Source organism: Brevibacillus sp. SYP-B805, from assembly GCF_011059135.1.
GTDB lineage: Bacteria > Bacillota > Bacilli > Brevibacillales > Brevibacillaceae > Brevibacillus_F.
In genome coordinates, this window is record NZ_JAALGD010000019.1 from 12662 (window position 1) to 27540 (window position 14879).

14 protein-coding genes and 1 other annotated feature (1 of these 15 cut by a window edge) are annotated in these 14879 nt (G+C 55.6%); of the genes, 13 read left to right on the top strand and 1 reads right to left on the bottom strand.

Going from position 1 to position 14879, the window contains the following annotated elements:
* The first annotated feature begins 174 nt into the window (after window positions 1-174).
* The 9 genes from G3578_RS18570 (at window position 175) to pssA (ending at window position 10163) form a co-directional block, all read left to right on the top strand.
* Window positions 175-1278 (top strand): MGDG synthase family glycosyltransferase, encoded by a 1104-nt coding sequence (locus tag G3578_RS18570; RefSeq protein WP_165214748.1) that lies wholly within the window; start codon window positions 175-177, stop codon window positions 1276-1278.
* 24 nt (window positions 1279-1302) lie between these two features.
* Complete coding sequence (locus G3578_RS18575) at window positions 1303-1980, top strand: HAD-IA family hydrolase (RefSeq protein WP_165214751.1); 678 nt, start codon at window positions 1303-1305, stop codon at window positions 1978-1980.
* A gap of 164 nt (window positions 1981-2144) precedes the next feature.
* Window positions 2145-2609 carry a CtsR family transcriptional regulator gene (locus G3578_RS18580; RefSeq protein ID WP_165214754.1) on the top strand — a complete coding sequence of 155 codons (465 nt, stop codon included), beginning with the start codon at window positions 2145-2147 and terminating at the stop codon, window positions 2607-2609.
* Between the two features lie 27 nt (window positions 2610-2636).
* Window positions 2637-3194: a protein-arginine kinase activator protein McsA gene (gene mcsA, locus G3578_RS18585; protein ID WP_165214757.1), complete on the top strand. Its 558-nt coding sequence runs from the start codon at window positions 2637-2639 to the stop codon at window positions 3192-3194.
* Window positions 3195-3211: 17 nt separating this feature from the next.
* Complete coding sequence (mcsB, locus tag G3578_RS18590; RefSeq protein WP_165214946.1) at window positions 3212-4282, top strand: protein-arginine kinase McsB; 1071 nt, start codon at window positions 3212-3214, stop codon at window positions 4280-4282.
* Window positions 4283-4313: 31 nt separating this feature from the next.
* Window positions 4314-6767: an ATP-dependent Clp protease ATP-binding subunit gene (locus G3578_RS18595; protein WP_165214948.1), complete on the top strand. Its 2454-nt coding sequence runs from the start codon at window positions 4314-4316 to the stop codon at window positions 6765-6767.
* A gap of 107 nt (window positions 6768-6874) precedes the next feature.
* Window positions 6875-8242 carry a DNA repair protein RadA gene (radA, locus tag G3578_RS18600; RefSeq protein WP_165214760.1) on the top strand — a complete coding sequence of 456 codons (1368 nt, stop codon included), beginning with the start codon at window positions 6875-6877 and terminating at the stop codon, window positions 8240-8242.
* A gap of 10 nt (window positions 8243-8252) precedes the next feature.
* Window positions 8253-9323, top strand: coding sequence for a DNA integrity scanning diadenylate cyclase DisA (gene disA / locus G3578_RS18605; protein WP_481752757.1), 1071 nt, complete (start codon window positions 8253-8255; stop codon window positions 9321-9323).
* 111 nt (window positions 9324-9434) lie between these two features.
* Window positions 9435-10163, top strand: coding sequence for a CDP-diacylglycerol--serine O-phosphatidyltransferase (gene pssA, locus G3578_RS18610; protein WP_165214766.1), 729 nt, complete (start codon window positions 9435-9437; stop codon window positions 10161-10163).
* Window positions 10164-10253: 90 nt separating this feature from the next.
* Here pssA and G3578_RS18615 read toward each other — a convergent pair whose 3' ends face one another.
* Window positions 10254-10649: a nucleoside triphosphate pyrophosphohydrolase family protein gene (locus tag G3578_RS18615; protein ID WP_165214769.1), complete on the bottom strand. Its 396-nt coding sequence runs from the start codon at window positions 10647-10649 to the stop codon at window positions 10254-10256.
* Window positions 10650-10935: 286 nt separating this feature from the next.
* On the opposite strand from G3578_RS18615, the gene G3578_RS18620 reads away from it, so the two are divergent.
* The 4 genes from G3578_RS18620 (at window position 10936) to gltX (ending at window position 14794) form a co-directional block, all read left to right on the top strand.
* Window positions 10936-12027 (top strand): PIN/TRAM domain-containing protein, encoded by a 1092-nt coding sequence (locus G3578_RS18620; RefSeq protein WP_165214772.1) that lies wholly within the window; start codon window positions 10936-10938, stop codon window positions 12025-12027.
* 68 nt (window positions 12028-12095) lie between these two features.
* Window positions 12096-12791: a 2-C-methyl-D-erythritol 4-phosphate cytidylyltransferase gene (gene ispD / locus G3578_RS18625; protein WP_165214775.1), complete on the top strand. Its 696-nt coding sequence runs from the start codon at window positions 12096-12098 to the stop codon at window positions 12789-12791.
* On the top strand, window positions 12791-13276 hold the full coding sequence (gene ispF, locus G3578_RS18630; RefSeq protein WP_165214950.1) for a 2-C-methyl-D-erythritol 2,4-cyclodiphosphate synthase: 486 nt from the start codon (window positions 12791-12793) through the stop codon (window positions 13274-13276). The genes ispD and ispF overlap by 1 nt, the downstream gene beginning before the upstream one ends.
* A 39-nt stretch (window positions 13277-13315) precedes the next feature.
* Window positions 13316-14794 (top strand): glutamate--tRNA ligase, encoded by a 1479-nt coding sequence (gene gltX / locus G3578_RS18635; RefSeq protein WP_165214778.1) that lies wholly within the window; start codon window positions 13316-13318, stop codon window positions 14792-14794.
* 15 nt (window positions 14795-14809) lie between these two features.
* Window positions 14810-14879 (top strand) — a binding site (T-box leader) (it continues 181 nt past the right edge of the window).

Genomic DNA, 14879 nt, shown 5'->3' on the forward strand with positions numbered 1-14879 from the left:
GTATGAAGGCTTTTTTTCATGTGAAAACAGTATGCTGGGAGGCCAAACGGCCAAACGGGTGCAGATATTCTCTTGCGAATCGGACAAGACCTGGACTAACATGGAAAACGATGAATAAAAATAGTAGAAAAGCCAGCTACCCAGGAGAAAGGGTAAGAAGGAGAATCAAGCAAAATGAAAAAAATCCTGATCTTTTCTGCTTCGATTGGCAATGGCCACAATCAGGCGGCGCGGGCGATGCAGGAAAGTTTGGCGGATGTCGGATACACTTCCATGGTGATTGATACCCTGGAGTATATCAGTCCCACGTTTCACAAGATCTTGCTGGAAGGATACATGAATTTGCTGAGAATTTCCCCCCGCATGTGGGGGAAAATCTATCACAATACGGAAAAAACGCGCTTCTTTGACCTGAATGTCTTTGTCAACAAGCTCCTGGCGAACAAACTGAAAAAGCTGATCAGCAGCGTGGAACCGGATGCGTTCATCGCGACGCATCCCTTTGCCAGCTGCATGCTGTCGGTATTGAAAGGGCGCAACGAATGGAAAGAGCCCATCTACACGATCATCACGGATTACACCATCCATCCGTCGTGGCTGAACCATCATATCAACTATTATTTTATGGCTCATGAACAGCTGTACTATCTGGTGGATATCTACCGCCACGATTACGCCAAATTCAAGCCCATGGGCATCCCCATCAGCAAGAAATTCACCGAACCGCTGGACAAGGAGGAGCTGCAGGAGCGGTTTCAGATCCGGCCCGAACAGAAATGCATCATTCTGTCGGGCGGCGGATTGGGGCTGGGGCCGATGGAAAAGGTGCTGGAAGGGCTGGAAGAGGTGGAAACGCCGCTCAAAACCTTCGTCCTGACCGGCCTCAATGAGAAACTGTTCCGCAAGGTGTCCAATCGCACCTACCGGCATGATGTCGTGCCGCTCCGGTTCGTGAACAACTTCCACGAATATCTGGAAGTGGCCGACCTGATCGTCACCAAGTCGGGCGGGTTAACCACGGCGGAAGTGCTCAGCAAACAGGTGCCGATGATCATCTATAACCCGCTGCCCGGGCAGGAGGAGAGGAACAGCCATTTCCTGCTGAACAATGCCTGCGCGAAGCATGCCAATGTAACGGAGCAGCTGATCTACTTCATTGAAGAGATGATCGAAAACCCGGAAAAGGCGGCTTACATGAAACAGATGGCCAAACGGGTGGCCAAACCGGATGCCGCCCGGCACATCGCCCAATTTATCAAAAACGACATGGAACCATAGCAGAACTGAGAAAGGTGGCCCATCATGAAGATACCATACGCCGTGCTGTTCGATATGGATGGCACGTTATTGATGACAGAACAACTGGCAACCCCGGCTTTTAAACGAACGTTTGCCGATCTGCGCGACCGCAAGCTGTGGGACGGGGAAACACCGTCTGACGAGCAGTTCACCAATGTCCTCGGCATGACCATCCAGCAGCTGTGGGATACCTTGCTCCCGGGAGCCGACAGGCACGTCAAAGAAACGGCAAACGAATGGATGCTCAAGCATGAGATTGACCTGTTGAAAGAAGGAGCATGCGAGCTGTATCCCGGCGTCCGCGAGCAGTTGCAGCTCCTTCACGCGGAAGGAATCGCGCTGTTCGTGGCCAGCAACGGTCTGGAAGCATATATTGACGCGGTGTGCGAGCAGTTTCAATTGAAGCCGCTCTTTACCGATCTGTACTCCGCCGGCCGCTTCCACACCAAATCCAAAACCGACCTGGTCGCCAAACTGCTGGCCGATTACCCGATCGCACAGGCGGTCATGGTAGGCGATCGCCATTCCGACGTGGAGGCGGGCAAGAAAAACGGCCTCTTCACCATCGCCTGCGACTTTGGTTTCGCCAAGCCGGGCGAACTGGAGGGGGCGGATGCCATCATCCGGCAATTTTCGGAGCTGGCTGCCCATTTGCCTTTTCCCATGCTGCATCATCGGTAGAACCACTCTGCACGGGAGTGGTTCTCTTTTTGTTTCAACAGCGCCTTTTTTGACAAAAATAATGCTGAAGCATCGACCACTTGCACAGGAAACCAAAAACCATTATAATTAAAGTCAAAGATAGTCAAAGTCAATATCCAACGTTGGAACAAGGAGGAGGCATCTTGCGAAACATTTCGGATGTTATTGAACAATATCTCAAGCGCATCCTGCAGGAAAGCCCGGACGGATCTGTGGAGATCCAGCGCAGCGAGCTTGCCGAAACGTTCCAATGCGTGCCTTCGCAAATCAATTATGTGATCAATACGCGCTTCACCGTGGAAAAAGGGTACATTGTCGAAAGCAAACGGGGCGGAGGCGGATATATCCGGATTCGGAAAGTACAGATCGTCAGCCGGTCGAAGCTGCAGGAACTGTTGACCCAGGAGCTGATTGGCGAAAGCATCACGCAGGGAGTCGGTTTTGCCATCATCGATCGCCTGCATGAGGAGGGGATTGTGAACAGCCGGGAATCCGACTTGATGAAAGTGGCGACCTCGCGGGAGGTGCTTATTGTGGAGCCCCAGATTCGCGACCGCCTGCGCGCCAGCATCCTGAAAAACATGATCGCCTCTGTGCTGCTTCGGTAACGCCAATATCGGGAAGGAGGATTTTCCATGAACTGTGAGGAGTGCGGAAAACGTCCGGCAACCTTGCACCTGACAAAGATCGTCAACGGCGAGAAAACGGAATATCATATCTGTGAGCACTGTGCAAAGGATAAGGGCGATATGTTCAGCGGGTTCGGCGGGTTTGGCGGATTCGGCGATTTCGGCATTCATCAACTCCTGTCCGGTCTGTTGAATTTTGACCCGATGACCAAAAAAGAGGGTGTCGGCATCAAGGAAGGGCAAGGCACGGTCCAGACAAAGGCGGCCCGCTGCGAAACATGCGGCATGACCTACGCCCAATTCAGCAAGAGCGGCCGCTTCGGCTGCAGCGATTGCTACGAATTCTTTGGCGACCGTCTCGACCCGCTGTTCAGACGCATCCACGGCAACACCCAGCATATCGGGAAGGTGCCGGAGCGGACCGGCGGGAAAATCAAGGTGCGCAAAGAGCTGGAGCAGTTGAAGGCGGCCTTGCAGCAGTATGTTGCCAAGGAAGAGTTTGAAAAAGCCGCGGAGATCCGCGACCGGATCAGGGCGCTGGAACAAAAGATCACCCAGTCTTGAAGAGGAGGTGAGCGATGATGTCCCAACAGCGTTTTATGCAGCATCCCTGGAGCAACTGGATGAAAGGAGTCGGTCCGGACGCCGATATCGTGGTGAGCACGCGTCTGCGTATTGCCCGCAACCTGCGTCAGCATCCGTTTCCGCTGCTGGCAACCGATTCCCAGGCTGAGGAAGTTGTCAAGAAGGTAGCGGATGTGGCCTTGGGCGCCACAATGCAAAAGCACGGCAAATTTGAACTGATCGCGATGGATCAGCTAAGCCCGCTGGAAAAGAGGGTGCTGGTGGAAAAACACCTGATCAGCCCCAATCTGGCGGAAGAATCCCGCAAAGGCTCCGTGCTGCTGAACGAAGACGAGTCGATCAGCATTATGGTAAACGAAGAAGATCATATCCGGATCCAGGTGCTGCTTCCCGGTTTTCAGCTCCATGAGGCATGGGAAATCGGCACGAAGATCGATGACGTGTTCGAGAAGCATCTCAATTATGCCTTTGACGAGAAGAGAGGGTATTTAACAAGCTGCCCGACCAACGTCGGCACCGGTATCCGGGCATCCGTCATGCTTCATCTGCCCGCTCTGGTGATGACCAAGCAGATCAACCGGATTCTGCAGGCGATCAATCAAGTGGGGCTGGTGGTACGCGGCCTCTATGGCGAAGGCAGCGAAGCCCTGGGCAACCTGTTCCAGCTCTCCAACCAGGTGACGCTCGGCATGTCGGAGACCGATATCCTCTCCAATCTGTACAGTGTCGCCAACCAGATCATCGAACAGGAAAGGGCGGCTCGCCGCTATCTGTTGGAACATTCGCGGATCGCCCTGGAAGACCGCATCTTTCGCTCCTACGGCATCCTGCAATACGCCCGGACGGTGGAATCAAAAGAAGCCGCCCAGCGTTTATCCGACGTACGGCTCGGGATCGATATCGGCATCATAAAAAATGTGTCGGCCTTTGCGTTAAATGAATTGCTTGTCATGACGCAGCCGGGATTCCTGCAGCATCACGCCGGCCAGAAACTGGCACCGGAGCAGCGGGATGAACGCAGGGCGCGGTTGATCCGCGAGCGGCTGGCTGCGGAGAAATCTTCATAAATGGAAAAGGTAAGCAGGAGGTGCATTCATGATGATGTTTGGACGTTTTACCGAACGTGCGCAGAAAGTGCTGGCTCTCGCGCTGGAAGAAGCGGTGCGTTTGGGCCACAAGGATATCGGCACAGAGCACGTATTGCTCGGGTTGATTCGGGAAGGTGAAGGGATTGCCGCCAAGGCGCTTCAGTCGCTTGGCCTGGGACTGGATAAGATCCAGAGCGAAGTGGAATCGCTGATCGGACGCGGCACGGAACAGGCCGTTACCGGCAACTACACGCCGAACTACACGCCCCGCGCCAAAAAGGTGATTGAATTGTCCATGGATGAAGCCCGCAAGCTGGGTCATACCTATGTGGGAACCGAACATATCCTGCTCGGCCTCATCCGTGAAGGCGAAGGGATCGCGGCTCGGATCATGAACAACCTGGGGGTTAGCCTGAACAAGGCGCGGCAGCAGGTCCTGCAGCTGTTGGGCAGCTCCGAAATGATGGCTTCCCATCAGCCGTCGGGCAACAATCCGTCGGCCAACACCCCGACGCTGGACAGCCTGGCCCGCGACCTGACCGCCATAGCGCGTGAAGGCGGCTTGGACCCGGTGATCGGCCGTCAGAAAGAGATCGAGCGCGTGATCCAGGTATTGAGCCGCCGCACCAAGAACAACCCGGTGCTGATCGGCGAACCGGGCGTGGGGAAAACGGCGATTGCCGAAGGTCTCGCGCAAAAGATCGTCAACAACGAGATTCCCGAAACCCTGCGCGACAAACGCGTGATGACCCTTGACATGGGGACCGTGGTGGCGGGAACCAAGTATCGCGGCGAATTCGAAGACCGCCTGAAAAAAATCATGGACGAGATCCGGCAAGCCGGCAATATCATTCTCTTTATCGACGAACTGCACACCTTGATCGGAGCGGGCGGAGCCGAGGGGGCCATCGATGCCTCCAACATCCTGAAACCGGCATTGGCCCGCGGGGAGCTGCAGTGCATCGGGGCAACGACGCTGGATGAATACCGCAAGTATATCGAGAAGGACGCCGCGCTGGAACGCCGTTTCCAACCCATCCAGGTCGATGAACCCACCGTGGAGGATGCGATCCGCATTCTGCACGGCCTGCGTGACCGCTATGAGGCCCATCACCGCGTCAAAATTACGGATGAAGCCATCGAACAGGCCGTGAAGCTCTCGGACCGCTACATCACCGACCGCTTCCTGCCGGACAAGGCGATCGACCTGATCGACGAAGCGGCATCCAAGGTTCGCCTGCAGTCCTTTACCGTACCGCCCAACCTGAAGGATCTGGAGGCGCGCCTCGAGCAGGTACGCAAGGAAAAGGATGCGGCCGTTCAATCCCAGGAGTTTGAGGAAGCGGCGGCTCTGCGCGATCAGGAACAAAAGCTGCGTGAAGAGCTGGAAAAAACCAAGAAGGATTGGAAAGAGCGCCAAGGCAAGCTCAACATGGAAGTGACGCCGGAAGACATCGCCCATGTGGTGGCAAGCTGGACCGGCATTCCGGTGGTCAAACTGAAGGAGGAAGAGACGGAACGCCTGCTCAAAATGGAAGAGATCCTGCACGACCGCGTCATCGGCCAGGACGAAGCGGTCAAATCGATCTCCCGTGCCGTGCGCCGGGCGCGCGCCGGCCTGAAGGATCCGAAACGTCCGATCGGTTCGTTCATCTTCCTGGGGCCGACCGGTGTAGGTAAGACGGAACTGGCGCGTGCCGTGGCGGAAGCCCTGTTTGGCGATGAAGATGCCATGATCCGGATCGACATGTCGGAATACATGGAGAAGCATTCCACGGCACGGCTGGTCGGAGCGCCTCCGGGATATGTGGGGTACGACGAAGGCGGCCAGCTGACGGAAAAAGTGCGCCGCAAACCGTACTCCGTGATCCTGCTCGATGAGATTGAAAAAGCGCATCCCGATGTATTCAATATCCTGCTGCAGGTGCTGGATGACGGCCGCCTCACGGACTCCAAAGGCCGGACGGTCGATTTCCGCAACACGGTGGTCATCATGACCTCCAACGTCGGGGCCAACATGATCAAAAAGAACACCTCGCTCGGCTTCACGGTGGGCGATTCGGAGAAGAAATACCAGGATATGAAAGACAAGGTGATGGACGAACTGAAGAAGAGCTTCCGTCCGGAGTTCCTCAACCGGATCGACGAAGTGATCGTGTTCCACTCGCTGGAGCAGGAGCATATCGAACAGATCGTCACCTTGATGACCGAAGAGCTGCGCAAACGCCTGAAAGAGCAGAACATCGACTTCCAGCTCACCGATGAGGCGAAGAAGGTGCTGGCAAAGGAAGGCTTCGATCCGGCTTACGGCGCCCGTCCGCTGCGCCGGGCCATCCAGCGCAACATCGAAGACCGCCTGTCGGAAGAACTGCTCAAAGGCAACATCAGCAAAGGCGATACCGTCTCCATCGATGCGGAAGACGGCAAGCTCGTGGTCAAGCGTTTGGAACCGTCGACAACCTGACTAAGGAGCGAAAAGGATATCCCCCCGCCGGGATATCCTTTTTTTCTGTGCGGTCTCCATGTATCATAAGAGGTATCTAATCCCAAATGATTACAGGAGCATCATACATGGCCAAGTATAAAAGCAAATACGCATGTCAAGAATGTGGCTATGAAAGCCCGAAATGGATGGGAAAATGCCCGGGCTGTCACAGCTGGAACACATTGGTGGAAGAAATAACGACGAAATCTTCCCATTTCCGCCACGAATCGGGAAACGGCGGCAGACAGGGGGCTTTGCCGTTGGCGCAGATCGCCAGCGAGGAAGAACCCCGCTTTGATACGACCATGGGCGAGTTGAACCGGGTATTGGGAGGCGGCTTGGTGCCAGGATCGCTGGTTCTGGTAGGAGGCGACCCCGGCATCGGCAAATCCACCCTGCTGCTGCAATCCTCGTTTGCGCTCGCCCGGCAGGGGTATAAGATCCTGTATGTGTCCGGCGAGGAGTCGGTCAAACAGATCAAGCTGCGTGCGGACCGCCTGGGACCGGATACGCCGCCGCTCTTTGTCGTGGCTGAGAATGACCTGGAACTGATCGAGCAGCACATCAACCAGGTGGAGCCCCAGGTCGTCATTATTGACTCCATTCAAACCGTTTTTCATCCGCAGATCCAGTCGGCAGCCGGCAGCGTCGCCCAGGTGCGGGAGACAACGGCCCATTTGATGCGCATCGCCAAAGGCAAGGGAATCGCCACGTTTATCGTCGGTCATGTGACCAAGGAAGGGGCCATCGCCGGGCCGCGCATGCTGGAGCATATGGTTGATGCGGTGCTTTATTTTGAAGGAGAGCGGCACAATACGTTCCGGATTCTCCGCGCCGTCAAGAATCGCTTTGGCTCTACCAATGAGATCGGCATTTTTGAAATGAAGGAGCGCGGATTGGAGGAAGTGTCCAATCCATCGGAAATATTTCTCGCGGAGCGGCCGGTTGGCGTTGCCGGATCAACGGTCGTGGCCAGTATGGAAGGGACGCGGCCGGTTCTGGTCGAGCTGCAGGCACTCGTCTCCCCTACCAGTTTTGTGACACCGCGCCGGATGGCAACCGGGGTGGATCATCAGCGCGTCGCCATGATCATGGCCGTGCTGGAGAAACGGATCGGCCTCATGCTGCAAAACCAGGATGCGTATGTCAATGTGGCGGGCGGGGTGCGGCTGGACGAACCTGCCGTAGATCTGGCCATTGCCGTAAGTATTGCCAGCAGCTTTCGCGATCAGCCGACCAGCCCGCATGATGTGGTGATCGGGGAGGTTGGACTGACCGGCGAGGTACGCGGGGTCTCCCGTATCGATCAGCGGATTCGGGAAGCGCTGAAGCTGGGATTCAAGCGCGTGATCATTCCGGAGAAGAACATTCGGGGTTTGGAAGTCCCCCCCGGGATCGAAGTGATCGGCGTTCGCACGATCGCAGAAGCGCTGCATGAGGTGTTGAGGGGGTAGTGCCGTCATGATGGAATTATTGAGGAAAGATACGATCAATGACATGCTCCGATTGGTGGCTCCCGGCACCCCGCTGCGTGAAGGCCTGGAGAATGTGCTTCGGGCAAAAACGGGCGGCCTGATCGTGGTAGGATACGGACCGGAGATGAAACAGATTGTGGACGGCGGCTTTTCCATCAATTGTGACTTCACCCCGGCCCATTTGTATGAATTGGCGAAGATGGACGGGGCGATCATAGTTAGTGAGGACGCCAAGCGCATTTTGATCGCAAACGCCCAGTTGTTTCCACCGTCGTCGATCCCGTCCAGCGAGACGGGAACACGCCATCGCACCGCAGAGCGAACGGCCAAACAGACCAATCATCTGGTGATCGCCATTTCCCAACGGCGCAATGTGATTACGCTGTACCAGGGCAACTTCCGTTACGTGCTGCGCGACATCGGCGTGATTCTGACCAAGGCCAACCAGGCGATATCGACGCTGGAGAAATACAAATCGGTGCTGGATCAAACGCTGACCAATCTGGGGGCGCTGGAATTTGAAGAACTGGTCACCCTGTACGACATCGCATCGGTTTTGCAGAGGATCGAGATGGTTTTACGCATCCGATCGGAAATTACGAAATATATATATGAATTAGGGACGGAAGGCCGTCTGATCAGCATGCAGCTGGAGGAGCTGGTCGCCAACATTGAGGAAGAGGCGTACATGCTGATCCGCGATTACTGCCGGGATGACAGCACGGACCCGGAAGAGGTTATGCAGGGCATGAAAAACCTGACGGCCGACGAAATATTGGAAATGGGCTCTTTTTTACGGCTCCTCGGGTATCAAAACCATGTCAATCTGCTGGAAGAATCGGTGGCGCCGAGAGGGTACCGGATTTTACATAAGATCCCGCGCCTGCCGCTGCCCATCATTTCCAATCTGGTTCAGCATTTTCACAATTTGTCCCGCATCATGCTGGCGACCATCGAGGAGCTGGATGAGGTGGACGGCATCGGGGAAGTCAGGGCCAGAGCGATCAAGGATGGGTTGAAACGAATCCAGGAGCAGGTGTTCATTGACAGACACATCTGATGTAAAATAGTATAGAGGCATTATGGGTCATTCCATTCTGTGAAGGAGACAATTACTGCCCTGCCTGCAAGGATGTACGGTCTTCTTACACAACGAATCAGGAGGTAGTCTATGTTCGTGAAGTCACTGCCGAACATGCTGACCGTAAGCAACTTGTTTTTAGGGATAGTGGCGATTATCCTTGCTTTTCAAGGGAAACAATATGTCGATTATGCGGCGGTTACCGTGATCGTCGGGATGTTGATGGACGGCCTGGACGGACGCGTCGCGAGGATGCTGAATGCCCAGAGCGAGTTTGGCAAAGAGCTGGATTCGCTGTCGGACGTGATTACTTTTGGGGTCGCTCCCGCCTTTATCATGTACGTGGTAACCCTGCAGCAGCTGGATGTGCTGGGGATCATCATCACCGCCGTCTTCCCGATCTGCGGCGCGCTGCGGCTGGCCCGGTTCAACGTACAGGCGGGCGTGCCGGGTTATTTCATCGGCCTTCCCATCACGGCAGCAGGCGGCGTGTTGGCTACCCTGGCGCTGTACCATGAGGTGTTCAACATCGCGCTGCTGGCGGCCAGCATGCTGCTGCTTTCCTTCTTGATGGTTTCCAAGATCAAGTACCCGAACTTCAAAAAAGTGGGAATCCCCAAATCGGCGTACTGGATCACCCCGCTGATTGTCGGAGTGGTCGTGCTGATGGCGATCAAGTATCCGGCGCAGTTCCCCAAAATCGTCTTTCTGCCGCTGGCGATCTACGCCCTTTACGGGATAAAAAAAAACGTTGAGATTCTTGCGAAGAGATGGAAAAAAGAGAAGGCGAACGAAGAGGAAACCTTACCGTTTGAATAAGGCGCTGCACATCAAAACCCCGCCGAATGGATCAGCGGGGTTTTTCCATTGAAACTTTTCCGCGTTTTTTTTCGTAATAATGGTAGGCTGCTAGGACAAATTGAAGACGCCCAGCGTGTTCAGCTTGTCGCATTCCGCTTTGATCACATCGGCCAGCTTGATCTCCGTAATATTGCAGAGCGCGGCCAGGTAAAACAATCCCTTGCCCAGTTCGGCTGTCAATACCTCTTTGCAGTGCTCGCACAGCGGACCGTGAAAATGGGTTTCCAGGTGCGGCTGGTTTTCATGCAGGCTCTTTTCGGGATCATAGGCCTGCTTCTTGGCGACAACTTCCACACAGCCGCATTCCGTGATGGCTTTGGTGATGGAACGGTTGATGCGGGCGTTGGCTTCCTGGGATTTCGAAAGGACGTCGAGTACGCTGCGGTGGCGTATCAACAGTTGAGACACCTGTTTTTGGAAATCATCCAAATGAATGGTTCCCACTCGGAATCACCTCTACTCTAAGCTGAACACATCTTCAGAATTTTTTGTGAGTTCTTACTGCTAATTATACGGATTGGTGCACAGTCGTGTCAAACCGGGAATATAAACGGATGCGAAATTCATGTTGACGAAATTTTAGCGTATATGTTAAAATTTTTAGCCATTTGACACGACAAAAAAACATTTGCTATAGTGGGGGAAAGCCGATGACAACTCGAATTCTTTCGTGGCAGACAGGGTTTTTCTTGGCGGCTTCTGTCTATATTAATGATAAGGAGGTGACAGGATGTTAAAACGCATCTTGCGGATTTTCTTTGTCGTAGTCGGCGCGGGTCTGGGATTCCATTTCGGCAAGGACATCTTTGACCTGCTCAATTCCCTGCTCAATTTCGGAGAGATACAAGGACCGGAATATTTCGGAGCGGTGTTGGGGGCCGTGCTCCTCTATTTCGTGAGCAGCTGGCTCGTTGATTACATCGTGAACACGATCCACTGGGGAGAGGAAATGCTCCTGAAACTGCCGATCATCGATGTGATGTTCGGGGCGATGGGGTTGATTAGTGGACTTATTGTTGGTTTTTTATTATACCTGCCCCTCAGCAGCATTGCGATCCCGGTTGTTGGTGATTTGCTGCCGCTTCTTGTATCGGGTTTGCTTGGCTACCTGGGCTTTCAGGTGGGCTTTCGCAAACGGGACGAGATCATGGCGGTTTTTTCGATTGGCCGAAGAGACAAGTCCAAGCGGGACGGCAGCAACATTACCGCCAACGTGGAACACAAGATCCTGGATACCAGCGTCATCATTGACGGGCGGATCGCCGATATCTGCCGTACCGGCTTTATCGAGGGGAAGCTGGTTATCCCAAGCTTTGTGCTGGAGGAACTGCAGCATATTGCCGACTCCTCCGATGTGCTGAAGCGCAACCGGGGCCGCCGCGGGCTGGATATCTTGAACAAAATCCAGAAAGAGCTGAAGGTGAACGTCCAGATTTGGGAAGGCGATTTCGAGGACGTTTCCGAAGTGGACAGCAAGCTGATCAAGCTGGCGAAGCATCTGAACGGGAAAGTGGTAACCAACGACTTCAACCTGAACAAGGTGTGCGAGCTGCAGGGCGTGCCAATCCTGAATATCAATGATCTGGCCAATGCCGTCAAACCGGTGGTGCTGCCTGGCGAGGAGCTGACGGTCCAGGTGATCAAGGACGGGAAGGAATACGGGCAGGGCGTCGCTTATCTGGACGATGGCACGATGATCGTCGTCGAGGGCGGCCGCGAGTACATTGGCAATGATGTTGACGTGCTGGTGACCAGCGTGCTGCAGACCTCGGCAGGGCGGATGATTTTTGCCAAGCCGAAGCTGCTGGAAAAAGCGTTATAAGATCAATCAAAGAGGGTGTCCGCCGCGGTGATCTGTGGCGGACACCGCAATGGTGGAGAGGATTTGACGTGAGTACAGGGGTTGTGATCGTTGCCGCCGGTTCGGGCAAACGCATGGGGGCGAACCGCAACAAGCTGTGGCTGCCGCTCGGGGGGAAGCCGATCATGGCCTACGCGGTGGAGATGTTCGCCACGCATCCGGAGATTGCGGAGGTCGTATTGGTCGTGAGCGAGCAGGATCACGCCGAGGTGCAGGCTTGGATTCGGGAGATGCCCTACCGGGTGAAGGTGACGCTGGGAGGGGCGGAGCGGCAGGACAGCGTGCGGCAGGGCATCATGGCGCTGTCACCGGATTGCACCTATGTTCTTGTGCATGATGCCGCCCGCCCTTTCGTCAGAGCGGAGGAGATCAGCGCCATCATTGCCCAGGTGCGGAAGGATCAGGCGACCATCATGGCGGTTCCGGTGAAAGATACGATCAAAGTTGTCGGACCGACCGGAACCGTAGAAGCGACGCCGGCACGGGAGAGCTTGTGGGCGGTGCAGACCCCACAAGCTTTTCGTCTTTCCCTGCTGATCGAAGCGCACAAGGCCGCACAGGCGGCGGGCAGAATCGGCACGGACGATGCCATGCTGGTGGAGTGGCTGGGTCACCCCGTCCGGATCATGCGGGGGAATTATGAAAACATCAAAATAACAACACCGGACGACCTGTGGATCGGTGAAGAGATCTTGCGGCGCAGAAGGAGAGGGAGCGGGCAATGATGCGAATCGGACAAGGGTTTGACGTACATCAATTGGTGGAGGGACGTCCCTGCATCATCGGCGGGGTGGCCATCCCCTACGAGAAAGGGCTGCTGGGGCATTCCGATGCCGACGTGCTGCTGCACGCCATCAGTGACGCGCTGCTGGGCGCGATCGGGGAGGGGGACATCGGGCGCCATTTTCCCGATACCGACCCCGCCTTCAAGGATGCGGACAGCCTGAAGCTGCTGGAGCATGTGTGGAGCCTGGTGAAGAAGCGGGGGTACCGCCTGGGCAATGTGGATGCGACCATCATTGCGCAGGCGCCCAAAATGGCCCCCTACATCCCGCAGATGCGCGAGATCATCGCCAAGGCGCTGGAAGCGGATGCGCTGTCAGACGTCAATGTGAAGGCGACGACAACGGAAAAGCTGGGCTTTCCCGGACGCGGCGAAGGGATCGCGGCCCAGGCGGTCTGCTTGCTTGTCAAGTCGGAGCAGGAGTAGTAACATTAGAGTTTAGATAGAATGAAGGATGGTGTCGTCATGGCAAACGAAGTCCGACTGCGTTATGCGCCCAGCCCGACGGGGCATTTACATATCGGAGGAGCGCGTACGGCGCTGTTTAACTATTTGTATGCGAAGCGGCACGGTGGCAAGTTCATCGTCCGCGTGGAAGATACCGATCAGACGCGCAACGTGGAGAACGCGGCGGAAAAGCAGATGGAAAACCTGAAGTGGCTCGGCGTGCAGTGGGATGAAGGGATGGATATCGGCGGCCCGTATGCCCCCTATCGCCAAATGGAGCGGCTGGACATCTACCGCAAGTATATCGACCAGCTGCTTGCGGAGGGCAAGGCCTACTACTGCTATGCAACGAAGGAAGAGCTGGACGCGGAGCGGGAGGAACAGATCGCCCGCGGGGAGACGCCGAAGATTTCGGAAAAGCACCGCAACGTGACACCGGAGCAGCGGGAGCAGTATGAAAGGGAAGGGCGCGTCCCCTCCATCCATTTCCGCGTGCCGGATGACAGGGTGTATGTGGTAAACGACCTGATTCGCGGGGAAGTCACGTTTGAATCGAACGGGATCGGCGACTTCGTCATCTGCAGGCCCGACGGGATTCCCACCTACAACTTTGCGGTCGTGATCGACGATTATCTGATGAAGATCACCCATGTGGTGCGCGGGGAAGAGCATCTTTCCAACACGCCCCGGCAGTTGATGATCTACGAAGCGTTTGGCTGGGAGCCGCCGAAATTCGCTCATCTTGCCCTGATTTTGAATCAGGACGGCAAGAAGATGAGCAAGCGGGATGAAAGCATCATCCAGTTTATCGAGCAGTATCGCGAGCTGGGCTTCCTGCCGGAGGCGATCGTCAACTTCCTGGTGCTTCTTGGCTGGTCGCCCGGCGGCGAGGAAGAGATTTTCAGCATGGACGATCTGATCGAGCGGTTCTCGCTGGAGCGCGTGAGCAAGTCCCCGGCCGTCTTCGACTCGACGAAGATGAACTGGATGAACAACCATTATCTGAAGAACAAACCGCTGGAGATCATCGCGGAGATGTGCCTGCCGCATCTGCAAAAGGCCGGGTTTGTGGAAGAAGAGCCGACCCCCGAAAAGAAAGAGTGGGTCAAAGAGATCGTCGCCCTGTACCAGGAGCAGATGGCTTACTGTGCGCAGATCGTGCCGCTGGCCGCCCTGTTCTTCCTGGAGGATGTCGTGTACGATGAAGAAGCCAAGAGCGTTCTCCTGGAGCCGCAGGTACCCGACGTGCTGGCCTCTTTCCGCAAGCACGTAGGCGCCTTGGAGACCTACACGCCCGACACGATCAAGGCGGCACTGAAAGAAGTGCAGAAAGAGACGGGCCAAAAAGGCAAGGCCTTGTTTATGCCGATCCGGGTGGCCACCACCGGCCAGGTGCACGGCCGGGATCTGGACCGTACCCTGTATCTGCTGGGCCGGGAAAAAGTATTGGAACGGGCTGAACGAGTGCTGACAAATCGAGAAGATGTGGTAAGATAAATCCTAAGAGAGCGCAAAGCGGCAATGAACAGGAGAGTACAGGAATGTGGCGCCCCCAGAGAGGATGGGGCTGGTGAGAGCCATC

What these genes read in the sequence shown, in the direction of transcription:
- mcsB (WP_165214946.1), top strand. Translation starts at nt 3,212, where the DNA reads ATGTCCCAACAGCGTTTTATGCAGCATCCCTGGAGCAACTGGATGAAA.
- G3578_RS18595 (WP_165214948.1), top strand. Translation starts at nt 4,314, where the DNA reads ATGATGTTTGGACGTTTTACCGAACGTGCGCAGAAAGTGCTGGCTCTC.
- mcsA (WP_165214757.1), top strand. Translation starts at nt 2,637, where the DNA reads ATGAACTGTGAGGAGTGCGGAAAACGTCCGGCAACCTTGCACCTGACA.
- G3578_RS18575 (WP_165214751.1), top strand. Translation starts at nt 1,303, where the DNA reads ATGAAGATACCATACGCCGTGCTGTTCGATATGGATGGCACGTTATTG.
- pssA (WP_165214766.1), top strand. Translation starts at nt 9,435, where the DNA reads ATGTTCGTGAAGTCACTGCCGAACATGCTGACCGTAAGCAACTTGTTT.
- ispF (WP_165214950.1), top strand. Translation starts at nt 12,791, where the DNA reads ATGCGAATCGGACAAGGGTTTGACGTACATCAATTGGTGGAGGGACGT.
- radA (WP_165214760.1), top strand. Translation starts at nt 6,875, where the DNA reads ATGGCCAAGTATAAAAGCAAATACGCATGTCAAGAATGTGGCTATGAA.
- disA (WP_481752757.1), top strand. Translation starts at nt 8,253, where the DNA reads ATGGAATTATTGAGGAAAGATACGATCAATGACATGCTCCGATTGGTG.
- G3578_RS18620 (WP_165214772.1), top strand. Translation starts at nt 10,936, where the DNA reads ATGTTAAAACGCATCTTGCGGATTTTCTTTGTCGTAGTCGGCGCGGGT.
- gltX (WP_165214778.1), top strand. Translation starts at nt 13,316, where the DNA reads ATGGCAAACGAAGTCCGACTGCGTTATGCGCCCAGCCCGACGGGGCAT.
- G3578_RS18570 (WP_165214748.1), top strand. Translation starts at nt 175, where the DNA reads ATGAAAAAAATCCTGATCTTTTCTGCTTCGATTGGCAATGGCCACAAT.